This is a genomic window from Streptomyces sp. NPDC041108, from assembly GCF_055592645.1.
The window spans coordinates 456,215-478,133 of sequence record NZ_JBVIYK010000002.1 but is presented as its reverse complement, the minus strand read 5'-3'; the positions used below and the strand labels follow the sequence as shown (position 1 = coordinate 478,133).

Annotated in this window: 16 protein-coding genes; 15 read left to right on the top strand and 1 reads right to left on the bottom strand. The window is 72.2% G+C overall.

Annotation, left to right across the window (positions count from 1 at the left end; all coding sequences use genetic code 11):
* Positions 1–28 precede the first annotated feature (28 nt).
* On the bottom strand, positions 29–1,132 hold the full coding sequence (locus ACZ6BB_RS08070) for a mechanosensitive ion channel family protein (RefSeq protein ID WP_471614458.1): 1,104 nt from the start codon (positions 1,130–1,132) through the stop codon (positions 29–31).
* Positions 1,133–1,448: 316 nt separating this feature from the next.
* On the opposite strand from ACZ6BB_RS08070, the gene ACZ6BB_RS08065 reads away from it, so the two are divergent.
* From ACZ6BB_RS08065 to ACZ6BB_RS07995, 15 genes are all read left to right on the top strand, one after another.
* On the top strand, positions 1,449–1,985 hold the full coding sequence (locus ACZ6BB_RS08065) for an HNH endonuclease (RefSeq protein WP_013003534.1): 537 nt from the start codon (positions 1,449–1,451) through the stop codon (positions 1,983–1,985).
* 200 nt (positions 1,986–2,185) lie between these two features.
* Positions 2,186–3,022 (top strand): hypothetical protein, encoded by an 837-nt coding sequence (locus tag ACZ6BB_RS08060; RefSeq protein WP_471614457.1) that lies wholly within the window; start codon positions 2,186–2,188, stop codon positions 3,020–3,022.
* 201 nt (positions 3,023–3,223) lie between these two features.
* Positions 3,224–4,459, top strand: a complete 1,236-nt coding sequence (locus ACZ6BB_RS08055; protein WP_471614456.1) for an ROK family transcriptional regulator — start codon at positions 3,224–3,226, stop codon at positions 4,457–4,459.
* 156 nt (positions 4,460–4,615) lie between these two features.
* A complete protein-coding gene (locus tag ACZ6BB_RS08050) occupies positions 4,616–5,953 on the top strand; it encodes an ABC transporter substrate-binding protein (protein WP_471614455.1) in 1,338 nt (445 codons plus the stop codon).
* 24 nt (positions 5,954–5,977) lie between these two features.
* Positions 5,978–6,952 (top strand): carbohydrate ABC transporter permease, encoded by a 975-nt coding sequence (locus ACZ6BB_RS08045; RefSeq protein WP_471614454.1) that lies wholly within the window; start codon positions 5,978–5,980, stop codon positions 6,950–6,952.
* Positions 6,949–7,848: a carbohydrate ABC transporter permease gene (locus tag ACZ6BB_RS08040; protein ID WP_471614453.1), complete on the top strand. Its 900-nt coding sequence runs from the start codon at positions 6,949–6,951 to the stop codon at positions 7,846–7,848. The genes ACZ6BB_RS08045 and ACZ6BB_RS08040 overlap by 4 nt, the downstream gene beginning before the upstream one ends.
* A 7-nt stretch (positions 7,849–7,855) precedes the next feature.
* Positions 7,856–9,121: a 6-phospho-beta-glucosidase gene (locus ACZ6BB_RS08035; protein WP_471614452.1), complete on the top strand. Its 1,266-nt coding sequence runs from the start codon at positions 7,856–7,858 to the stop codon at positions 9,119–9,121.
* A gap of 152 nt (positions 9,122–9,273) precedes the next feature.
* Complete coding sequence (locus ACZ6BB_RS08030; RefSeq protein ID WP_471614451.1) at positions 9,274–10,230, top strand: N-acetylglucosamine kinase; 957 nt, start codon at positions 9,274–9,276, stop codon at positions 10,228–10,230.
* A gap of 277 nt (positions 10,231–10,507) precedes the next feature.
* Complete coding sequence (locus ACZ6BB_RS08025; RefSeq protein ID WP_471614450.1) at positions 10,508–11,980, top strand: hypothetical protein; 1,473 nt, start codon at positions 10,508–10,510, stop codon at positions 11,978–11,980.
* A 20-nt stretch (positions 11,981–12,000) separates the two neighbouring features.
* Positions 12,001–13,053, top strand: coding sequence for a glutamate ABC transporter substrate-binding protein (locus tag ACZ6BB_RS08020; RefSeq protein ID WP_471614449.1), 1,053 nt, complete (start codon positions 12,001–12,003; stop codon positions 13,051–13,053).
* Between the two features lie 80 nt (positions 13,054–13,133).
* Complete coding sequence (locus tag ACZ6BB_RS08015; protein WP_471614448.1) at positions 13,134–14,459, top strand: hypothetical protein; 1,326 nt, start codon at positions 13,134–13,136, stop codon at positions 14,457–14,459.
* Between the two features lie 158 nt (positions 14,460–14,617).
* A complete protein-coding gene (locus tag ACZ6BB_RS08010; protein WP_471614725.1) occupies positions 14,618–17,113 on the top strand; it encodes a serine/threonine-protein kinase in 2,496 nt (831 codons plus the stop codon).
* Positions 17,114–18,433 carry a PP2C family serine/threonine-protein phosphatase gene (locus ACZ6BB_RS08005; RefSeq protein ID WP_471614447.1) on the top strand — a complete coding sequence of 440 codons (1,320 nt, stop codon included), beginning with the start codon at positions 17,114–17,116 and terminating at the stop codon, positions 18,431–18,433.
* Between the two features lie 165 nt (positions 18,434–18,598).
* Positions 18,599–19,945 carry a vWA domain-containing protein gene (locus tag ACZ6BB_RS08000; RefSeq protein WP_471614446.1) on the top strand — a complete coding sequence of 449 codons (1,347 nt, stop codon included), beginning with the start codon at positions 18,599–18,601 and terminating at the stop codon, positions 19,943–19,945.
* A gap of 134 nt (positions 19,946–20,079) precedes the next feature.
* The gene (locus ACZ6BB_RS07995) at positions 20,080–21,831 is read left to right on the top strand and encodes an FHA domain-containing protein (RefSeq protein ID WP_471614445.1); all 1,752 of its coding nucleotides are present in this window, start codon (positions 20,080–20,082) and stop codon (positions 21,829–21,831) included.
* Positions 21,832–21,919: the final 88 nt, after the last annotated feature.

Genomic DNA, 21,919 nt, shown 5'->3' with positions numbered 1-21,919 from the left:
GCTCCTGGGCCGCCGCGAGGGGCGTGCGCTACTTCGGCACCCCCGAAGGCGCGATCGGGGTGGCCCGCTCCGACTGGGGCGATGTCGTGCTGGAGTAGACGGACGGGGCCGACACGCCGGCCGTCGGGTCGGCGTCCGGGTTGTCGGCGGCGAGGGCCTGGGTGCCGCCGACGATGGGGATGTCGGCGGCGTCGAAGGCCTTCTTGATGCGCCAGCGAAGCTCACGCTCGACGGTGAGAGCCTTGCCGGGCATCGTCTTGGCGGAGACGCGGACGACCATCGACTCCAGGAGCACGTCGTCGAGGCCGAGAACCTCGATGGGGCCCCACAGAAGCTCGTTCCAGGGGTCCTCCTTGCTCATCGCCTCGCCGACCTCCAGGAGAGTGCGGCGGACCTTGTCGAGATCCTCGTCGTAACGGACGATGACGTCGACGCCGGCCGTGGCCCAGCCCTGGGAGAGGTTGCCGATGCGCTTGACCTCGCCGTTGCGGACGTACCAGATCTCGCCGTTGTCGCCACGCAGCTTGGTGACGCGCAGGCCGACCTCGATGACCTCGCCGGAGGCGACGCCCGCGTCGACGGTGTCACCGACGCCGTACTGGTCCTCAAGGATCATGAAGACGCCGGAGAGGAAGTCCGTGACCAGGTTCCGGGCGCCGAAACCGATGGCGACGCCCGCGACACCGGCGGAGGCCAGCAGGGGCGCGAGGTTGATCTCGAAGGTGGCGAGGACCATCAGCGCGGCGGTGCCGAGGATGAGGAAGGACGCCACCGAGCGCAGCACCGAGCCGATGGCCTGAGAGCGCTGGCGGCGGCGCTCCACGTTGACCAGCAGCCCGCCGAGGGTGCCGCCCTCGACGCCCGGCACGGAGCGGTTCATCCGGTCTATGAGCTTGGTGATCGCCCGCCGGACGAACACTCTCAGCACCGCCGCGATCACCACGATCAGCAGGACGCGGAGACCGATCGCCAGCCATGTGGACCAGTTCTCCTCCACCCAGCTGGCGGCGTTGGTCGCGCTCTCCTGGGCGTCCTCCAGCGACGGCACCGCGGGGGTCGTCGACGTCTCCGAGGGGGACGGCGTCGGCGTGGCGGCGGCCAGTAGGAGGGGCAGGGAAGAAACGGACGACACGGCGGGATACCTCCAGGTGCTCTATCTGCCCTCCGGTACGGCGGTCAAGATCCGTCAGGTCACGGATGGGTCACCGGACGGGCAGGCCCACCACACTAACGGGGCATTGTGTGGAGGTCGTCGCCATGTTCGAGGGAGACAAGGCGCTCACCAGGGAGTGAAGGGCGCACTCGACGGGGGATGAATCAAGGTGTGGTCGAAAACACTCCCAGCCCGTTACCGGGACATGGTGGCGCTTCCACCAGGCATGAGGGGAGACTGACTACGGATCGTCCACGGCGCGAGCCACGCGCCGCCGGCGTACAAGGAGGCATCCGTGCCGCACGTCCTGGTCCTCAACGCGTCGTACGAGCCGCTCGGTGTCGTACCGCTCCGCCGCGCGCTCGTCCTCGTCCTGGAGAACAAGGCGGTCTCCCTGGAGGAATCCGGCGCCTATCTGCACAGCGCGACCGTCACAGTCCCCGCACCCAGCGTGGTCCGGCTCAAGCGATTCGTCCGGGTTCCCTATCGGGGGCCCGTTCCTCTGACCCGTCGGGCGCTGTTCGCCCGTGACGGGGGCCGGTGCATGTACTGCGGTGGCGTCGCAACCAGCGTCGACCACGTCATCCCGCGCAGTCGCGGGGGCAAGCACGTCTGGGACAACGTCGTCGCGTCGTGCCGCCGCTGCAACCACGTCAAGGCCGACCGTCATCTCGTCGAGATCGGCTGGCGGCTCCGCCACGCACCCGCTCCGCCGTCCGGGTTGGCCTGGCGCATCATCGGCACCGGGCATAGGGACCCGCGCTGGCTGCCCTACCTGCAGCCGTTCGGCGCGGACGACGCGATGGCCCGGATCGACGGCATCTCCGCCTGACGGTCCGGGTTTTTGCATGGCCGGGTGCCTCTTCCCGCGAGGCACCCGGAACGCCAACATCCGGTTGACCTGCGGTTTCGTTACCGTCTCCACAGGTACCCCGCATTCCCCTCGCACAGGTGATCGCCTAGTGTCACTTCCACAGGCGGCCCTTGTTCTGGAGCGCAACGCCCAGGGGCCCGTCTCGAATGTGGGGACTCATGCGCAAGCTCGCCATAGGCGCCGCCGTGTCCGGCGCCCTGGCTCTCACCGGCCTGGCCTCGCCCGCCGCGCTGGCCGACTCGCCCGACCTGACCTTCGGCGCTGTCACCGTCAACAACGGCAAGCCGATCGTCATCGGCACCAAGGCCGAGGTGACCGTTCCGGTCACGTACAGCCTCACCCGGCCGACCGCTTTCAAGGTCGACTACAAGAACAACTTCCTGGGCGTCGCCCTCTACCGAGGCAGGCTCGCGGAGCCCGACAACGCCATCGAGAGCCCGCCCAAGCAGCCCGTCTGCACCCCGACGGCGACGACCGACACCACGGTGACCGAGTCCTGCACCACGAAGCTCACCATCGATCCTCGGGACAGCCTCTTCGAGGGCGCGGACGCCACCACCTGGAAGGCGGCCGCCTTCTACAGCGAGCAGGCCATCGACGAGGACGACTCCGACGACCACATCAGCTTCCACCTCGGGAGCGACATCTGGGGCAACCTCGGCACCGCCAAGCTCCAGCGGCTCGCCAAGGCCACCGTCAACGCCACCCCCGAGCCGGCCGTCAAGGGCAAGACCCTGACCGTCAAGGGCACGCTCACCCGCGCCGACTGGAACACCGGCCGCTACGCGGGCTACAAGGGCCAGAAGGTGGCCCTGCAGTTCAAGGCCAAGGGCGCCACCGCGTACACGGACGTGAAGACGGTGACCTCCGGCACCACCGGCGCCCTGTCGACCACGGTGACGGCGTCGAAGGACGGCACCTACCGCTACGTGTTCGCGGGCACGTCGACCACAGCGGCCGTGAAGTCCGCGGGGGACTTCGTCGACGTGAAGTGAAGTGAAGTGAAGTGAGGTGACGCGCGTGAGGTGAGGTGCGACCGCACCGCCTCGCGCGCCGCCGACACCACCGCCCCCGGGTAACGACTCCGTTGCCCGGGGGCGGTTTTTACTGGCCGGATATTGACGCCCACCTGGTCTAGTCCTATCGTCCTGGACATCCGACAGGAAACTTTCCTAACAGTTGGCAGGTGGCGGACCATGGCAGGAACACCCCGCGTACTGCGCGCCATGAACGACCGTGCCGCACTCGATCTGCTGCTGGAGCACGGCCCGCTCTCCCGGACCCGGCTCGGCAAGCTGACGGGACTGTCCAAGCCGACCGCCTCCCAGCTGCTGGCCCGCCTCGAAGCCGCCGGACTCGTGATCGCCACGGGCACCGGCACGGAAGGGTCCGGCACCGGCGGTCCGGGCACGGGCACGGCACGGCCCGGCCCCAACGCCCAGCTCTACGCGGTCGACCCGACCGCCGCGTACGCCGCGGGCCTGGACGTCACCCCCGAACGCGTCCTGGCCGCCGTCGCCGACATCACCGGCCGCACGGTCGGCGAGTTCGCCGTCCCCACCCCCGGACGGCGTCCCGCCGAACCCGTCGTACGCCAGGTCACGACCGCCCTCGACGGGGCGGTCAAGGCCGCCGGGCTCGTCCGGGCGGACGTGCGCCGGCTGGTCATCGGCACACCCGGCGCCTTCGACCCGGGCACCGGGCGGCTGCGGTACGCCTCGCACCTGCCCGGCTGGCACTCCCCCACCCTCCTCGACGAACTCGCCGCCGCGCTGCCGATGCCGGTGGAGTACGAGAACGACGTGAACCTCGCCGCCCTCGCCGAACAACGGCTGGGCGCGGCCAGGGGCCACGAGGACTTCGTCCTGCTGTGGAACGAGGGCGGTCTCGGCGCGGCCGTGGTGCTGGGCGGACGGCTGCACCGGGGGTTCACCGGGGGCGCCGGCGAGGTCGGTTTCCTGCCGGTCCCGGGGGTGCCGCTGGTGCGCCAGGTGACCAAAGCGAACAGCGGGGGTTTCCAGGAGCTCGCCGGTTCGCAGGTCATCCCCCGGCTCGCCCGTGAGCTGGGCATCACCGACATTCCCGACGGCCCGTACACCGAGGTCGCCGCCGCCCTCGTGGCGCGGGCCGCCGCGGTCGACTCCGGTCCGCACCGGCGACTTCTGGCCACGTACGCCACCGCCGTCGCCACCGGACTGGCCGCGCTCGTGTCCGTACTCGATCCCGAACTCATCGTCCTCAGCGGCTCGGCGCTGGCCTCCGGCGGGGAGCCTCTGCGGGCTCTCGTGGCGGCCGAGCTGGGCGAACTGGCCGCTTCCCGGCCGCGGCTGGTTCTCGGCGACGTACTCGAACACCCCGTGCTGCGGGGGGCGTTGGAGAGTGCGCTCGCGACGACGCGTGACGAGGTCTTCGACACGTTGGCGCTCCGCTGAGTTCGGCCGCGTTTCAGGTCGTTCGAAAACCGCCCGTCGCGGCCGGTCGCGCCCACGCGGCGGAGCCGCACATCGCCACGGTCTCGCGCCTCTGAGGTTCCCGGGCGCGCCCCCGTCCTTCCCGATCACCCCTCCCCTCCCTCAGGAGACCCCTCCATGTCCAAAATATCCAAGAACGCGGCGATCGCTCTCGCCGCCACCGCCTCCCTCGCCCTCCTCGCCACCGCCTGCACCGGTCAGGCCGACACCACCTCCTCCGACGACCCGAACGCCCGGACGACCATCACCTTCTGGCACGGGTGGAGCGCGCCCGGCGAGGTGAAGGCGATCCAGGCGAACGTGGACCGGTTCGAGAAGAAACACCCGAACATCACGGTGAAGGTCGTCGGGAACATCAACGACGACAAGCTCAACCAGGCGCTGCGGGCGGGCGGTTCGAAGGGGCCGGACGTCGTGTCCTCGTTCACCACGTCCAACATCGGCAAGTTCTGCTCCTCCGGGGCCTTCGCCGATCTGGGGCCCTTCATCACGAAGTCGAAGCTCGACCTCGACAAGATCATCCCGAAGCCGATGCTGGACTACACGCAGTTCGAGGGCACCCGGTGCGCGCTGCCGCTGCTGGGCGACGCGTACGGGCTGTACTACAACAAGGACGCGTATCGGAAGGCGGGCATCACGTCCCCGCCGAAGACGTGGTCGGAGTTCGCCGTGGACGCCAAGAAGCTGACGAAGAGCAAGGGCGACGGCTACGCGCAGCTCGGGTTCATGCCGAACTACCACGGCTACGAGACGGTCGTGGACCACTACATGGCGCAGTGGGACCACTCCTACTTCGACGCCGAGGGCAAGTCGAACATCGCCGAGGACCCGGCGTTCGCGGAGATGTTCACCTACCAGAAGAAGCTGGTGGACTCGCTCGGCGGCTTCGCGAAGCTGGAGAAGTACCGGAACACCTTCGGTGACGAGTGGGGCGCCAAGCACCCCTTCGAGACCGGCCAGGTGGCCATGCAACTGGACGGCGAGTGGCGGCTGGGGATGGCGCGGGAAGCGGGGACCGACTTCGAGATCGGCACCGCGCCGATGCCCGTTGCCGACGACGAGGTCGACGAGTACGGCAAGGGCTTCCTCTCCGGCACGGTCATCGGCATCGCCCCGCAGAGCCGGAAGCAGAACGCGGCCTGGGAACTGGTGAAGTACCTGACGACCGACACCGAGGCCGTCGTCTCCTTCGCCAACGCCATCCACAACGTGCCGTCCACGTTCGCCGCCCTGAAGTCGCCCGACCTGAAGGTGGACGAGGGCTTCAAGACGTTCCTGGACATCGCGCAGAACCCGCACTCGAACACCCCGCCGGCCTCCGTCAACGGCTCGACGTACCAGACGACGCTCCAGGACTTCGGCTACCAGTACGAGTCCGGCAAGGTGAAGGATCTGCGCCGGGGGCTGGAGAAGACCGCGGCGCAGATCGACACCGACATCGCGCAGGCGAAGTAGCGGTACGGGAACGGGATCCCGCCGATGTCCACGCTCTCCCCGCGTGCGGCTCTCGCGTCCACGCACACGCTCCGCTCGAAGCGCCGCCGGTCGGCGCTCCGCACGGTGGCCTTCCTGTCGCCCTGGCTGATCGGGTTCGGCGTCTTCTTCGCCTATCCGCTGGTGTCGACCGTGTACTTCTCGCTGATGAAGTACGACGGCTTCGGTACGCCGGTCTTCCGGGGCCTCGGCAACTGGACCTACGTCTTCGAGGACTACCCGCTGTTCTGGCCGGCCCTGCGCAACACGCTCTGGCTGGTCCTGGTGATGGTGACCTGCCGGGTGCTGTTCGGGCTCGGTGTCGGTCTGCTCATCACCAAGATCAAGACCGGCGCGGGCGTCTTCCGGACCCTCTTCTACCTGCCGTACCTCGCGCCGCCGGTCGCCGCGACGCTGGCCTTCGTCTTCCTCCTCAACCCCGGGACCGGGCCGGTCAACTCCGTCCTCGAAGGGCTGGGCCTGCCGGCACCCGGCTGGTTCACCGACCCCGCCTGGTCCAAGCCGGCGCTCACCGCGCTCGCGCTGTGGGGCGTGGGCGACCTGATGGTCATCTTCATGGCCGCGCTGCTCGACGTGCCGAAGGAGCAGTACGAGGCGGCCGAGCTGGACGGGGCGTCGGCCTGGCAGCGGTTCCGGTTCGTCACCCTGCCGACCATCTCGCCGATCGTGATGTTCGCCGTGGTCACGGGCGTGATCCAGACCATGCAGTACTACACGCAGCCCCTGGTGGCCGGAAAGGTCGCCTCCGGCGTCATCGGCGGCTCCGGGCAGCAGTTCGAGCCCGGCTACCCCGACAAGTCGACGCTGACGCTGCCGCAGCTCGTCTACAACCTGGGCTTCCAGCGCTTCGACTACGGCTCCGCCTGTGTGGTCGCCCTCGTGCTGTTCGCCCTGTCGATGGTGTTCACGGCGCTGCTGATGCGGCGCCGGGGCGGACTGATCGGAGCGGGTGACCGATGACCCAGGTACTCGATGTACGCGACAGGCCCGTGGCGCCGGCCGCCACCACGGCGAGCGAGCGGACCGCCCGCCGGCGGGCGCTGCTGGAGTGGATCGCCGTCCACTCGCTGGGCGTGGCCGCCGCGCTCTTCTTCACCCTGCCCTTCGTCTTCGTCGTGCTGACCTCGCTGATGGGCGACCAGCAGACACTCACCCGCGACCTCGTCCCGGACACCTGGGAATGGGGCAACTACCGCCAGGTCCTGGACACCCCCGGCTTCCTGACCTGGTGGAAGAACACGCTCCTGTACGCCGGCCTCGGCACGGTCCTCACCGTCGTGTCGTCCGTCCCCGTGGCCTACGCCCTCGCCAAGTTCCGCTTCCGGGGCCGCAATCTGGCGCTGATGCTGGTCATCTCGATGATGATGCTGCCGCCGCAGGTCGTCGTGATCCCGATGTACCTGTTCTGGGCCAAGCAGATGGACCTGTCCGGCTCGTTGTGGCCGTTGATCGTCCCGATGGCGTTCGGGGACGCGTTCTCGATCTTCCTGCTGCGCCAGTTCCTGACGACCATCCCCGACGAGTACCTGGACGCGGCCCGGGTCGACGGCTGCGGCGAACTGCGCACCCTGCTGCGGGTCGTCCTGCCGATGGCGAAGCCGGGCATCGCGGCCGTCGCGCTCTTCCAGTTCTTCTACGCCTGGAACGACTACTTCGGCCCGCAGATCTACGCCTCGGAGAACCCGGCCGCCTGGACGCTCAGTTACGGCCTGGAGTCCTTCAAGGGCGCGCACCACACCGACTGGAACCTGACCATGGCCGCGACCGTGCTGGTCATGGCCCCCGTGATCCTCGTGTTCTTCTTCGCGCAGAAGGCGTTCGTCGAAGGCGTCACCCTGACCGGAGTTAAGGGTTGATACAACTATGAAGCTCACCGTGGTCGGCGGAGGCTCGACCTACACACCCGAACTCGTCGACGGGTTCGCCCGGCTCAGGAACACCCTGCCGATCGAGGAGCTGGTGCTCGTCGATCCGGCCGCCGACCGGCTGGAGCTGGTCGGCGGGCTGGCCCGCCGGATCTTCGCCCGCCAGGGGCACCCCGGACGGATCGTCACCACCGCTGACCTGGACCGGGGCGTCGAGGGCGCCGACGCCGTCCTCCTGCAGCTCCGCGTCGGCGGCCAGGCCGCCCGCGAGCGGGACGAGACCTGGCCGCTGGAGTGCGGCTGCGTCGGGCAGGAGACGACCGGCGCCGGCGGTCTGGCGAAGGCGCTGCGGACGGTCCCGGTCGTCCTGGACATCGCCGAGCGGGTCCGCCGGACCAACCCGGACGCCTGGATCATCGACTTCACCAACCCGGTGGGGATCGTGACCCGCGCCCTGCTGCGGGCCGGCCACAAGGCGGTCGGCCTGTGCAACGTGGCGATCGGCCTGCAACGGAAGTTCGCCGCGCATCTCGGTGTGGCCCCGGCCGAGGTCCACCTGGACCACGTGGGCCTGAACCATCTCACCTGGGAGACCGGGGTCCGCCTCGGCGGCCCCTCGGGCGAGGACGTCCTGCCGAAGCTGCTGGCCGGCCACGGCGACACCATCGCCGCCGACCTGCGGCTGCCCCGCCCGGTCCTGGACCGCCTCGGCGTGGTCCCGTCCTACTACCTGCGGTACTACTACGCCCACGACGAGGTCGTCCGGGAGCTGGGCACCAAGCCCTCGCGGGCCGCCGAAGTGGCCGCGATGGAGCGGGAGTTGCTGGAGATGTACGCGGACCCCTCGCTCGACGAGAAGCCCGCGCTGCTCGGCAGGCGGGGCGGGGCGTTCTACTCGGAGGCGGCCGTCGACCTGGCCGCGTCGCTGCTGGGCGACGGGGGCAGCCCGTACCAGGTGGTGAACACCCTCAACGGCGGCACGCTCCCCTTCCTCCCCGCCGACGCGGTGATCGAGGTGCAGGCCGCCGTGGGCCGTCAGGGGGCGGCGCCGCTGCCGGTCCCGACGGTGGACCCGCTGTACGCCGGCCTGATGGCGAACGTCACCGCGTACGAGGACCTGGCCCTGGACGCGGCCCTGCGCGGCGGCCGGGACCGGGTGTTCCGCGCACTGCTCGCGCATCCCCTGATCGGGCAGTACGCGTACGCCGAGGACCTCACGGACCGGCTGATCGCCCACAACCGGGAGCACCTCGCGTGGGCGTGACCGACGGCGTACGCGCCGGCGCCGGGACTGGCGGACCGGGCGGACCCGGCGGACCCGGCGGACCCGGCGGACCCGGCGGACCGAACGAGCCCAGCGGGCCCGGCGGGACCAGCGGGCCGGGCGGACCGGGCAGGCCGGGCGGGCCCGGTAGCGTGCTCGCCGTCGACGCGGGCAACAGCAAGACCGACGTGGCCGTGATCGCGCCGGACGGGGAGGTGCTGGGCACGGCGCGCGGCGGCGGGTTCCAGCCGCCCGCCGTGGGCGTGGGGGTCGCGGTCGACGGCCTCGCGGAGGTCGTACGGCGGGCCTTCGCCGAGGCGGGGGTCGGCTCCGTCGACCATGTCTCGGCGTGTCTGGCCAACGCGGACTTCCCCGTCGAGGAGGAAGGGCTCGCGGCGGCGCTGCGCACGCGCGCGTGGGGCGAGACCGTCGAGGTCCGCAACGACACCTTCGCCATCCTGCGGGCCGGCGTGGCCGAGCCGCGGGGCGTGGCCGTGGTGTGCGGCGCCGGCGTGAACTGCGTCGGCATGCGTCCCGACGGCCGCACCGCCCGCTTCCCGGCGCTCGGCCGCATCTCCGGCGACTGGGGCGGCGGCTGGGGCCTGGCCGAGGAGGCGATGTGGCACGCCGCCCGCGCGGAGGACGGCCGGGGCGGTCCCACGGCCCTCGCCGCCGCGCTGCCCGCGCACTTCGGCCTGGACTCCGTGTACGCCCTGGTCGAGGCCCTGCACCTGGAGCGCATCCCGGCCGTCCGCCGCCATGAGCTCACCCCGGTCCTGTTCGCCACGGCGACCGCCGGCGACCCGGTGGCCCGCTCGCTGGTGGGCCGCATGGCCGAGGAGGTGGTGGCCATGGCGACGGTGGCCCTGACCCGCCTGGACCTCCTCGGCGAGGAGACGCCCGTCCTCCTGGGCGGCGGTGTCCTCGCCGCCCGGCACCCCCTGCTCGACGGCCGGATCCGCGAGGGGCTGGCGGCGGCCGCGCCCAAGGCGGTCCCCCGGGTGGTCACGGCCGCCCCGGTGCTGGGCGCGGCGCTGCTCGGGCTGGACCGCGTGGGCGCGCCGAGGACCGTGCACGCGCGCGTGCGGGCGCACTACGAAGGAAGGTGATCCGGCGGCCCCGCCACCCCCGCCACTCCCCCTCGAACACGTTCGAACCCGCAGGGAACCGAACCCGGCCGAGCCGCGTATTCATGGGCGGGGGGTGGTGCGGGAAGCCTTGTGCTGCGCCGGGATCCGGCAGGCACGGCACGTACGGACACGATCGGGGAACAAGATCGAGTCAAGGTCTGTGCGTGGTCACCCCCCGGCGGCGATACTTGCGGCCGTGCACCTGCGTCCGCTCGCACGGACGGCGGTGCCGGACGGATGACCAGGGGGAGGTCGGGTGACATTCACGCCGGAGGGCAGCACGGCTCCGACGGCACCGCCCGCGGGGCCGGGCCCGGCCGTGCCGTCCCAGGTCTCGCACGCCCCGAGGCCCCCTGTTCCGTCCCCGGACCCCGACGGCGGCCCGCCGCGCCGGACGGCCTTCGCGGAGGGTGTCGACCAGCTGCGCGCCGCCGCGACGACCGAGCCGGGCCGGCTGCGCATCATCGGCGCCCTCCTCGCCCTCCTCGTCGTCGCGTTCGGCTCCGTCACCGCCTGGCAGATGAACGACCGCTCCGCCGCGGCCGACGACGTGCTCCACGGCAGCCAGCCCCTCAGCTCGGCGGCGGCCGAGATCTACAGTTCCCTGGCCGCCGCCAACACGGCGGCCTCCAGCGGGTTCCTCGCGGGCGGGCAGGAGACCGAGGAGTCGCGCAAGGACTACGAGCGGGAGATGCGGGAGGCCGCCAAGCAACTGGCCCTCGCCGCGACCGCGTCGGAGTCCGGCTCCGACTCCGAGGAACGCATCGCCAAGCTGAACACCCTGCTCCCCGAGTACAAGGGCCTGGTCGAGCGGGCCCGCGCCAACAACCGCCTGGGCTACCCGCTGGGCGGCGCCTATCTGCGCTACGCGAACGACAAGATGCAGGGCATGCTCGACGAGGCCCGGAGCATCTACGACAACGAGAACGAGCGGCTGCGCGACGACTACGCGGACGCCACCGCGTATCCGTGGGCCGCGATCGGTCTCGGGGTCCTCGCCCTCGGCGGCCTCGTCTGGGCCCAGCGCCGTAACTACCGGCGGACCAACCGGGTGCTGAACCAGGGGCTCGTCGCGGCGACGGCCGCGTCGACCGTCGTCCTGCTGTGGCTGGCCGGCGGCCACACCCTCGCCCGCTCGGGGCTGAACGACTCCTACGACAACGGGGTGCGGTCCCTGACCGTGCTGAACGACGCCCGGATCGCCTCCCTCACCGCACGCGGCAACGAGAACCTGACCCTGATCAGCCGGGGCGCGGAGACCATCAAGGACGCCAAGGGCGAGAGCGTGGACAAGTTCGACTACGCGTTCGAAACCAGTATGGCGACGCTCAGGAAGCGGCTGGCCGCTGCCGAGCGGGTCGCCGACAACGCCGGCGGCGAGAAGCCCCTGAAGGCGGCCGGCGCCGGTATGGAGGAGTGGAACGCCCGGCACAAGAGCGCCCGCGCGGCCGACGATCTGGGCGACTACCAGTGCGCCCTCGCCCAGGTGATCGGCGGCAGGGCCACCGCCACCTGCAAGAACGGTGACAAGCCGACGGGCGAGTGCTTCGACGAGGTCGACCGGAACCTGGGCCTCGCGAGCGCCTACGAGGCGAAGGAGTTCAAGCGGGCGGCCGAGGACGGCCGTGAGGCGATGCTCGGGCTCCCCGTGGGCGCGGCGGTCCTGGCCGTGATCGGCGCGGCGGGCGCGGTGCTCGGCATCGGGCGCAGGCTTTCGGAGTACCGGTGACGGCGGCGGGAGGAGGCGCGGTGCAAGGGGTCGCGATGAATGCGGTACGACGTCTGCGGGCCGGTCTCAGGGGCTGGGGCGGTGTGGGCGCGATGGCGGTCCTGTGCGCCCTGGCCGTGGTCTTCGCCCTGGTGCTGCCGGTGAGCGGGACCCGCGGCGACGGCGTCACGGCCACCGGGGGCCTGGGGGTCGCCCGGGGGACGCAGGCCCGGGTGGACGAGGACTGCAAGAAGAAGAACGACCCGCAGGACCGGAGCCTCAGGCCCTCCTCGGACGACTCCGGCGAGACGATCCGGCGGATCGAGGACAAGGGCTACCTCACGGTCGGCGTCGACCAGAACAGCTACCGCTGGGGCTACCGCGACCCGAACGGCAAGGCCGACGAGGCCCAGTTGGAGGGCTTCGACATCGACATCGTGCACCGCATCGCCGAGGAGATACTCGGCGACCCGGACAAGGTGCACTTCAAGGCGATCCCCACCAGCCGGCGCATCCCCGCGCTCCAGGAGGGGGAGGTCGACATGGTGGTCCGCACGATGACGATCAGCTGCGAACGCATGGACGAAGTCGCCTTCTCCCAGCCGTACTTCAGGACCGGACAGCAGGTCCTGGCCCCCAAGTCCTCGCCGATCAAGGGCTATGGCAAGAGCCTGGCGAACAAGAAGATCTGCACGGCGGCCACTTCCACCGCCCTCTCCGCCCTCACGGCCGGCAAGGCATCGGGCGAGGTGCCCGCCTCCACCGACATCTCCCTGCAGGTGCCCAACCAACTCGACTGCCTGGTACGGCTCCAGCTCGGCCAGGTCGACGCCGTGGTCACCGACGGCGCGCTCGCCGCGAGCCAGGCGGCGCAGGACCCGACGGTCGATCTCAAGGGTGAGCCGTTCACCACCGAGTACTACGGCGTGGCGATGAACCTGGACGCGGAGGATCTGGTACGCCGGGTCAACCAGGTGCTGGTGGACTATCTCAAGGACGGCTGGCAGGACTCGTACACCACCTGGCTGTCCGCCACGATGGTCGGGGGCGCGGAGAAGTCCCGGCCGCCCTCCCCCCAGCCGTACCGGGACTGACACGCAGGACCGACGTACGAGGATCGTATTCAGAGGGCCGCATCCAACTGACGGACACCGACAGCAGCGAGAGGTGATCGATGGGCGTCGCGGGATCCACCGGGCCGGTGATGGACCGGGACGAGGTGGACCGTGCGCTCGCGCGGCTCGGCGCGGAGCACGAGGCCATCGAGACCTCGCTGCTCGCCCTGCAGGACCACGCGGGCCGCAGGCTGCTCGAAGGCGCCGCGCTGACCGGTGTCACCAAGGAGCGCTGGACGGCCGCGGACGCGTCGATCACGCTGCTGTGGGCGTACTTCGACGCCTACTCCGACGCGCTGCGCTCCGCCCGGGAGATCCGCTCGCGGCGCCGCTGGTCGAGCCGTGAGGACCTGGTGGAGCTGACCGAACTGCTGCGCGGCGAGGCCGTGACGGTCGCGGGCAGCGCCACCGCGATGGCGAACGCGCCGACCCTCCAGGGCACGAGTCGGCTCAGCGAGCAGTTCTCGCTGGTCACGCTCGTGGACCGGATGAACGATCTGTACGCGTCCTCGCTGGACATGGTCGTGGCCGCCGACGCGGTGTGGTCGGCGCTGCCCGCCCGGATCGATCTGCTGGCCGCCGAGCTCCAGCGCACCCGCCAGCTCGCGCACTCCGTCGGCGTACGCCCCGGCGAGCACCCGGCCGGCGACGACCTGGAGCGGATCACCCGCACCCTGACCCGGCTCCGGGAGCAGGTCGTCTCCGACCCGCTGGCCTTCTGGGTGCCCTCCCCGGGCAGTTCGGCGCCCGGCGGCGGCCGCCCGGACACCACGACGTACGACCGTGAGGCGCGGGCCCTGGACGAGGTCCGGCGGGAGATCGACGCCGTGCTGACGGTCCGGCAGGACGCGGAGTCGCGGCTGGTGAAGCTGCGGGACGTGCTGAGCCGCGCGGACCGTACGCTCGCCGAGGCGCGCAGCGCGCGCGGTGAGGTGCTGGCGAAGATCGCCGCGACCGAGGTGCCCGTGGTGAGCGGTCCGCCGACGGTGCTGCAGGAACAGTTGGCGATGGCGGCCGAGTACCGCAGACACGCGCAGTGGCACCGGCTGTCCCCGCTCCTGGAGTCCCTGGAGCAGAAGGCGGACGACGAACTGCTGCGGGCCCGCGAGTCGTTGACGGCGGTCACCGCGCCGCTGGCGGTCCGCGCGGAGCTGCGCGGCCGGCTCGACGCGTACAAGGCGAAGGTCGCCCGGCACGGTTTCGCGGAGGACTCGCTGCTGGTCGAGCGGTACGACGCGGCGCGGCGCATGCTGTGGAGCGCCCCCTGCGACCTGCGGGTGGCCGAGATGGCGGTGCTGCGCTACCAGCACGCGGCCGCCGAGTTGCTGGGCCAGTCGGTGCCGGCCCGGCGGGAGCCCCAGGACCGGAGGGAGGAGGAGTCGTGAGTCGGACCGAGGAAGGCCGGACGGGCGAGGACCCGACAGGCGAGGACCCGGCGGGCGAGAACCCGACGGGCGAGGACCCGGCGGGCGAGGACCCGGCGGGCGAAGAGGCTCCGCAGCCGTCGTGTCAGCGGCCCGGTTGCCCGGGATCGTACGAGGACATGGGCGGCGGCGAGCTGTACTGCGACACGTGCGGGCTGGCACCGGTCGTCTCCACGAACGGCATGGTCAACTCCCCGCCCACCGGCATCACCGGGGGCGGCCGGGGTTCACGCGGCTCCGGATCCGCCGGCTCACGCTCCTCGCGCACCTCCGCGCGCTCATCGCAGTCCCGGCGCTCGGTGTCCGGACGGCTCTCTCGCGCCCTGTCGGGCAGGACCACCGGCCGCTCGGTGTCGGTGCGCAGCTCCGGCAAGACCGCCAGCTCCTCCGGGCGGGCCCGGCTCGGCGTCGGTCTCGTCCAGGTCCCGGACGTACCGCGCCCGGACCCGCGCTCGATGGTCCTGGAGTCCGCCGAGGTGCCCGAGCGGAAGCGGTTCTGCTCGCGCTCCGACTGCGGGGCGCCGGTCGGCCGGGCGCGCGGTGAGCGGCCTGGGCGCACGGAGGGCTTCTGCACCAAGTGCGGCCACCCCTACTCGTTCGTGCCGAAGCTGCACTCGGGCGACATCGTGCGCGGCCAGTACGAGGTGGTGGGCTGTCTCGCGCACGGCGGTCTGGGCTGGATCTATCTGGCCATCGACCGTGCGGTGTCGGACCGCTGGGTCGTGCTGAAGGGTCTGCTGGACACCGGCGACCAGGACGCGATGGCCGCCGCGATCTCCGAGCGCCGCTTCCTCGCCGAGATCGAGCACTCCAACATCGTCCGTATCTACAACTTCGTCGAGCACCTCGACCAGCGCACCGGTTCGCTGGACGGGTACATCGTCATGGAGTACGTCGGCGGCAAGTCGCTCAAGGAGATCGCCAACGGCCGCCGCACGGCGGACGGGCGCCGGGACCCGCTGCCGGTCGAGCAGGCGTGCGCGTACGGCATCGAGGCGCTGGAGGCACTCGGCCACCTCCACAGCCGCAACCTGCTGTACTGCGACTTCAAGGTCGACAACGCGATCCAGACCGAGGACCAGCTCAAGCTGATCGACATGGGCGCGGTGCGCAGGATGGACGACGACGAGTCGGCCATCTACGGCACGGTCGGCTACCAGGCGCCCGAGGTCGCCGACGTGGGCCCGTCGGTGGCCTCCGACCTGTACACGGTCGCGCGGACGCTCGCGGTCCTCACCTTCGACTTCCAGGGCTACACGAACGTGTTCGTGGACTCCCTGCCCGACCCGGACACCATCGAGGTCTTCCGCCAGTACGAGTCCTTCTACCGGCTGCTGGTACGGGCCACCGACCCCGACCCGGCCCGCCGGTTCGCCTCCGCGCAGGAGATGTCGGAGCAGCTGACGGGTGTGCTGCGGGAGGTCGTCTCCCTCCAGACGGGCCGGGCGCGCCCCGCCCTGTCGACGATCTTCGGGCCCGAGGTGCGGGTCACGGACACGGAACTGTTCGCGAAGCTGGACGGGGACGTCTCCCGGCTGGGCAGGCGCCGCGACAGGACCGGCACGAAGAACGGCGGTTCGCCTTCCGTACCGGCCGCTCCGCCGCTGACCGCCGGTGCCGCCGCTCCCGTCCGGCTCACCAGGGCGCTCGACACCGCCGCCGCGGCCCTCGCGCTGCCGGTCCCGCGGGTCGACGCCGGCGACCCCAACGCCGGGTTCCTGGCAGGGCTCATGACCTCCGCGCCGACCGAGCTGATCACTGCCCTGCACGCGGCCCCCAGCGGCTCGCTGGAACTGCGGCTGCGGGAACTGCGGGCCCGGCTGGAGATGGGCGAGTTCACCATCGCGCTGGCCACCCTGGACGCCCTGGAGCGGGACCACCCCGACGACTGGCGGGTGGTCTGGTACCGGGGCGTGACCGCGCTGGCCACCGGCGACCACGAGAACGCCGCGCTGTCGTTCGACGCGATCTACGACGCCTTCCCGGGCGAGCCCGCCCCCAAGCTGGCCCTCGGTCTGTGCGCCGAGGTGCTCGGGCAGCTGGACAACGCCGCCGAGTACTACCGTCTGGTATGGACGACCGACCCCAGCTTCGTCAGCAGCGCGTTCGGGCTCGCCCGGGTGCGGCTGACCGCCGGGGACCGGCAGAACGCCGTCCACACCCTGGAGTCCGTGCCGGAGGCGTCCATCCACTACACCGCCGCCCGGGTCGCCGCCGTACGGGCGCGGCTCAGACACCGCCCCGAGGCGGCCCTCGGAACCGGGTCGGCCCCCGCCCCGGCCGGGACCGCGCCGGACGTACCGTTCCTGGACGACCTGACCGCGGCCGCCGGGCAGATCGAGGCGCTCGGCGGGTACGGTCTGGACGCGGTGCGCCGCGAGCAGTTGTCCACGGAGGTCCTTGGCTGTGCCCTGGACTGGGTACTCTCCGGGAGCCAGGGCGCCGCGCCCCCGGCCGGGGCGCGGATGCTGCTCGGCAGCGCGCTGGACGAGCGCGGCCTCCGCTTCGGACTGGAGCGGTCGTACCGCACTTTGGCCCGGCTCGCCCAAGGCGGCGAGGAGAGGATCGACCTGGTGGAACGTGCCAACCGTTACCGCCCCCGGACGTGGGTGTAGTTGATGTCGCAGATGCCCCAGCCGACCGCGCTGACGAAGTGCCCGATCTGCGACTGGCCCGTCGCTTCGGACGACCGCTTCTGCGGTGCGTGCGGCCATGACCTCTCGGCGGTGCCCGCACCGCCGGAGGACCAGCCGACCGTCACCCTGAACGGGGTGACGGGTGACGCGCCCGACGAGGCCGCGCCCGTGGACTGGCCCCTCGCCTCCCCGCCCAGCTCCGACACTCCCCCGCCGGTGGTCCGCCCCACCGACATCGCGGGCACCGACTCCGGCGGCGGCGAACTGCCCGGCCCCGGGCGGGGCGTACGGTTCGACCGGCCCCGGGAGCCCGACGAGTACCCGCTGGCCGCGCCCCAGCCGCCGGATCCGCGCACCGCCGACCTCGCCACGCCGCCGGCCGGGACGAAGGTGTGCGTGGCCTGTCGCGCGGGCCACGTCGACCGGGACGGCTACTGCGAGAACTGCGGGCACGCCCAGCCGCGCGAACGCGACCACATGGAACTGCAGTTGGGCGCGGTCGCCGCGGTCAGCGACCGGGGGTTGCGCCACCACCGCAACGAGGACTCGTTCGCGATCTCCTCGACCGCGCTCCCGGACGGCTCCCCCGCGGTCGTCGCGATCGTCTGCGACGGCGTGTCCTCCGCGACCCGCCCCGACGACGCCTCGCTCGCCGCGGCGCGCACCGCCAACGAGACGGTGCTGGAGTCGCTGCCGCGCGGCACCCACCCGCAGCAGGCGCTGCACGACGCGATCGTCGCCGCCGCCCGCGCCGTCAACGCCCTGGCGGAGGAACCGGAGACGGCCCAGGAGCACGCCCCGCACCAGAACGCGCCGGCGTGCACCATCGTCGGCTCCGTCGTCACGCCGAACCTGCTGGTCGTCGGCTGGGTCGGCGACAGCCGCGCCTACTGGGTCCCGGTGGACCGCAGCGCGCCCCCGGCCCGGCTCACCGAGGACGACTCGTGGGCGGCGCAGATGGTGTCCGCGGGACTGATGAACGAGGCCGAGGCGTACGCCGACGAGCGCGCGCACGCGATCACGGGCTGGCTCGGCGCGGACGCGTACGAACTGGAGCCGCACACCGCTTCCTTCAAGCCGGACCGGCCGGGTGTAGTGGTGGTGTGCACCGACGGACTGTGGAACTACGCGGAGGCCGCCGAGGAGATGGCCGAGGCCGTGCCCCCGGACGCGGCCGAGCGGCCGCTGCACTGCGCACAGGTGCTGGTGGGCCGGGCCCTCGACGGCGGGGGCCACGACAACGTAACAGTGGCCGTCATGCCGTTCCCGGCCCCTCCCCAGGGGGCAGGATCGGCCTGAGCGCGCTCGCCGGGCGGGATGCCCGCGGGCGCCTCGGCGGCCGGACGGGCCGACGAACGAGAAGCACCGACGGACCGGAGGGGACCGGTCCGTACGGGCACGCACAGTCATCACCCCACGGGCCGTGGGGCCAACAGTGGTGCTGCTAGGGGGATCAGAGTAGGCATGGCCAAATTCTCGAAGTCGAACGTGCCGCAGTTCTCGGTCGAGGTCTACCAGAACGAGTACCTGCCCGAGGACGGCCGCGAGGTCAACGCCATCGTGACGGTCAGCGCGACCGGCGGCGGAACCATCGGCAGCGCGGTCGCCGCGCCGCACCTGTACTCGCCCGGCCAGGGCCCGTCCGCCGCCGTGGCGCTCATGGTCGACTGCTCGGGGTCGATGGACTACCCGCCGACCAAGATGCGCAACGCCCGGGACGCGACGGCCGCCGCGATCGACACCCTGCGCGACGGCGTCCACTTCGCGGTGATCGACGGCACCCACGTGGCCCGCGAGGTGTACCCCGGCGGCGGGCGGCTCGCGGTGGCCGACTCCGCCACCCGGGGCCAGGCCAAGCAGGCTCTGCGCCGGCTCAGCGCGGGCGGCGGCACCGCAATCGGCACCTGGCTGAAGCTCGCGGACCGGCTGCTCTCCTCGGCGGACGTCGCCATCCGCCACGGCATCCTGCTGACCGACGGCCGCAACGAGCACGAGTCGCCGGAGGACCTGAAGGCCGCGCTGGACGCCTGTGCCGGACGGTTCACGTGTGACGCGCGCGGGGTGGGAACCGACTGGGAGGTCAGGGAGGTCACCCAGATCGCCTCCGCGCTCCTCGGCACCGCCGACATCGTCGCCGACCCGGCCGCCCTGTCCGCCGACTTCACGCAGATGATGGAGGCGGCCATGGGCAAGGAGGTCGCGGACGTCGCGCTGCGGCTGTGGACCCCGGTCGGCACCCGGATCAAGTTCGTGAAGCAGGTGGCGCCCACGGTCGCGGAGCTGACCGGCCGTCGCGCCGAGGCCGGACCGCGCGCCGGCGACTACCCGACCGGTTCGTGGGGGGACGAGTCCCGCGACTACCACGTGTGCGTCGAGGTCCCGGCCGCCAGCCTCGGCCAGGAGATGCTCGCCGCCCGCGTCTCCCTCGTCATCCCGCAGCCGGACGGTTCGGCGCAGAACCTCGGCGCCCAGGGTCTGGTGAAGGCCGTGTGGACCGACGACATGGTCGCCTCCACGTCGATCAACCCCCAGGTCGCGCACTACACGGGTCAGGCCGAACTGGCACAGGTCATCCAACAGGGCTTGGACGCTCGCAAATCAGGCGATTTCGACGGAGCGACGGCCAAGCTCGGGCGGGCCGTCCAGCTCGCCAGCGCGTCGGGGAACGCGGATACTGCGAAACTGCTTGCGAAGGTGGTGGACGTGGTCGACGCGGCGACAGGTACTGTGCGACTGAAGGCGAAGGTCACGGAGGCCGACGAGATGACTCTCGAAACACGGTCGACAAAGACTGTTCGTGTAAAGAAGTAGGTAGAAACAACCCGAAGCACCGCCGCGCGTCAGCCTGGCTTCCCACCGGGAATCCGGACAGAACCGGCCACACCGGCCCGTCGTGGCCACAGGAACCGGCCGCGAGGTCGGAAAGGAGAGGGGGAAGCGCCGACATGCCGACCTGCCCGAACGGACACCAGTCGGGTTCCGACGACTGGTGCGAGGTCTGCGGTCACCGTATGGCCGGTGCCGTACCCCCGCCGCCACCGCCGCCGCCCCCGGGCGCCGGTTACGGATACCCGCCGCCCGGCTCGCCTCCCCCGCCTCCGGGCGCGGGCGGTCCCGGCGGTCCGGGCCCCGGGGGTCCCGGTGGACGCCCGCACCTCGCCGCCCAGTCGGAGCTCTGCCCGCAGTGCCGCACGCCCCGCGAGGGCGGCGCGCCCTTCTGCGAGGAGTGCCGGTGGAACTTCCTGACCAACACCGCCACCACGTACACCCCGGCCGCGCCCCGGCCGTCGGCACCCGGCCCGGGTCAGGGTCCGGGTGGGCCCGGTCCCGGTCCCGGCGGCCCCGGCCAGGGCCCCGGTGGAGGCCAGGGTCCCGGTGGGAACCCGGCGCTCCGCTTCCAGCAGCAGCAACCGCCCGCGCCGTCCTACGGCGGCGGTGACGCGTACGACTACCAGAGCTCCCGCCCCTCGCAGGTGAACCGTCCCGCCGAGCCGATCCCGCCGGGACCGCAGTTCGGCGGCGAGCCGTCGGGTCCGGGCGGGCCCGGGGGCCAGGGCGGAAACGGCGGGTTCGGCGGGCCTGGCGGGCCTGGTGGGCCCGGCGGACAAGGTGGTCAGGGCGGTCCCGGTGGACCCGGCCGCCCGGGCGGGCCCGGTGGCCCTGGTGGCCCCTCGGGGCCCGGTGGCTCCTCCGGATTCGGCGGCGGGCCCGCGGGGCAGGGCGGCCAGCCCGGTCCGGGGCAGTCCGGTCGCCCCGGCCAGCCCGGCCCGTCCGGTGCGTCCGCGTTCGGGCAGGATCCCTCGCGACCTGGCCCCCCGGCCTTCGGTGGTGACCCCTCGCGGCCCGGCCCCTCGGCCTTCGGCGGCGACCCCTCACGACCGGTTCCGCCGCCGCCAGGTCCTACGCCGGGCGGGTCCGGTGGACCCGGCGGCTCCGGATTCCCCGGTGGACCGGGGCCGGGTGGTCCCGGTGGTCAGGGCCCCGGCGGTCAGGGCCCCGGCGGCGGCCGGCAGGCGTTCCAGCAGGCGGGGCCGTCCGCTCCGCCCGCCTTCCCGCAGGAGACCCGGCGACCCCAGCCCGGAGGGCCCGGCGGCGCCGGTCCCGGTGGGCAGGGCGGCCCCGGTGGCGGTCCCGCCTTCGGCTCCGACGACGACTGGGTGATCTCCCCGCCGTCGACCGGCCCCGGCGGTCCGGGTGGCCCCGGCGGGGCGGGCGCCCGCCCCGGTGGTTACGGCTACCCGCAGCCCGCTGTCACCCAGGCTCCGCCCGGCCCCGCGTACCCGCAGGCCCCGACGTCCTGGAGCGCGACCATCGGTCCCGACCGCGACTACTTCATGGCGATGATGCAGCGCTCGGGCCCCGAGGCGGCGGGCCTGAACCTGCCCGCGTACTCCCCGGAGCAGAGGCGCGCCCTCACCGGCAACCAGATCACCATCGGGCGCCGCCGCCACTCCACCGGTGACACCCCCGACATCGATCTCTCGGTGCCGCCGGAGGACCCGGGCGTCTCCCACCAGCACGCGGTGCTGGTGCAGCAGCCGGACGGCGGCTGGGCCGTGGTCGACCAGAACTCCACCAACGGCACCACCGTCAACGGTTCCGAGGAGCCCATCCAGCCGTTCGTCCCGATCCCCCTCCAGGACGGGGACCGGGTGCACGTGGGTGCCTGGACGACGATCACGATCCGCCGGGGCTGATCCACCCCACCAGCGAGAGACCGGGGCCGGCCGAACGACTCGGCCGGCCCCGGTCGTTTCCTTCGGGCCCGGCTCTCCCCGGGCAGGG

Excerpts from the sequence above, each read along its gene's own strand:
- ACZ6BB_RS08060 (WP_471614457.1), top strand. The coding sequence starts at position 2,186 with ATGCGCAAGCTCGCCATAGGCGCCGCCGTGTCCGGCGCCCTGGCTCTC.
- ACZ6BB_RS08055 (WP_471614456.1), top strand. The coding sequence starts at position 3,224 with ATGGCAGGAACACCCCGCGTACTGCGCGCCATGAACGACCGTGCCGCA.
- ACZ6BB_RS08050 (WP_471614455.1), top strand. The coding sequence starts at position 4,616 with ATGTCCAAAATATCCAAGAACGCGGCGATCGCTCTCGCCGCCACCGCC.
- ACZ6BB_RS08045 (WP_471614454.1), top strand. The coding sequence starts at position 5,978 with ATGTCCACGCTCTCCCCGCGTGCGGCTCTCGCGTCCACGCACACGCTC.
- ACZ6BB_RS08040 (WP_471614453.1), top strand. The coding sequence starts at position 6,949 with ATGACCCAGGTACTCGATGTACGCGACAGGCCCGTGGCGCCGGCCGCC.
- ACZ6BB_RS08035 (WP_471614452.1), top strand. The coding sequence starts at position 7,856 with ATGAAGCTCACCGTGGTCGGCGGAGGCTCGACCTACACACCCGAACTC.
- ACZ6BB_RS08015 (WP_471614448.1), top strand. The coding sequence starts at position 13,134 with ATGGGCGTCGCGGGATCCACCGGGCCGGTGATGGACCGGGACGAGGTG.
- ACZ6BB_RS08010 (WP_471614725.1), top strand. The coding sequence starts at position 14,618 with ATGGGCGGCGGCGAGCTGTACTGCGACACGTGCGGGCTGGCACCGGTC.
- ACZ6BB_RS08000 (WP_471614446.1), top strand. The coding sequence starts at position 18,599 with ATGGCCAAATTCTCGAAGTCGAACGTGCCGCAGTTCTCGGTCGAGGTC.
- ACZ6BB_RS07995 (WP_471614445.1), top strand. The coding sequence starts at position 20,080 with ATGCCGACCTGCCCGAACGGACACCAGTCGGGTTCCGACGACTGGTGC.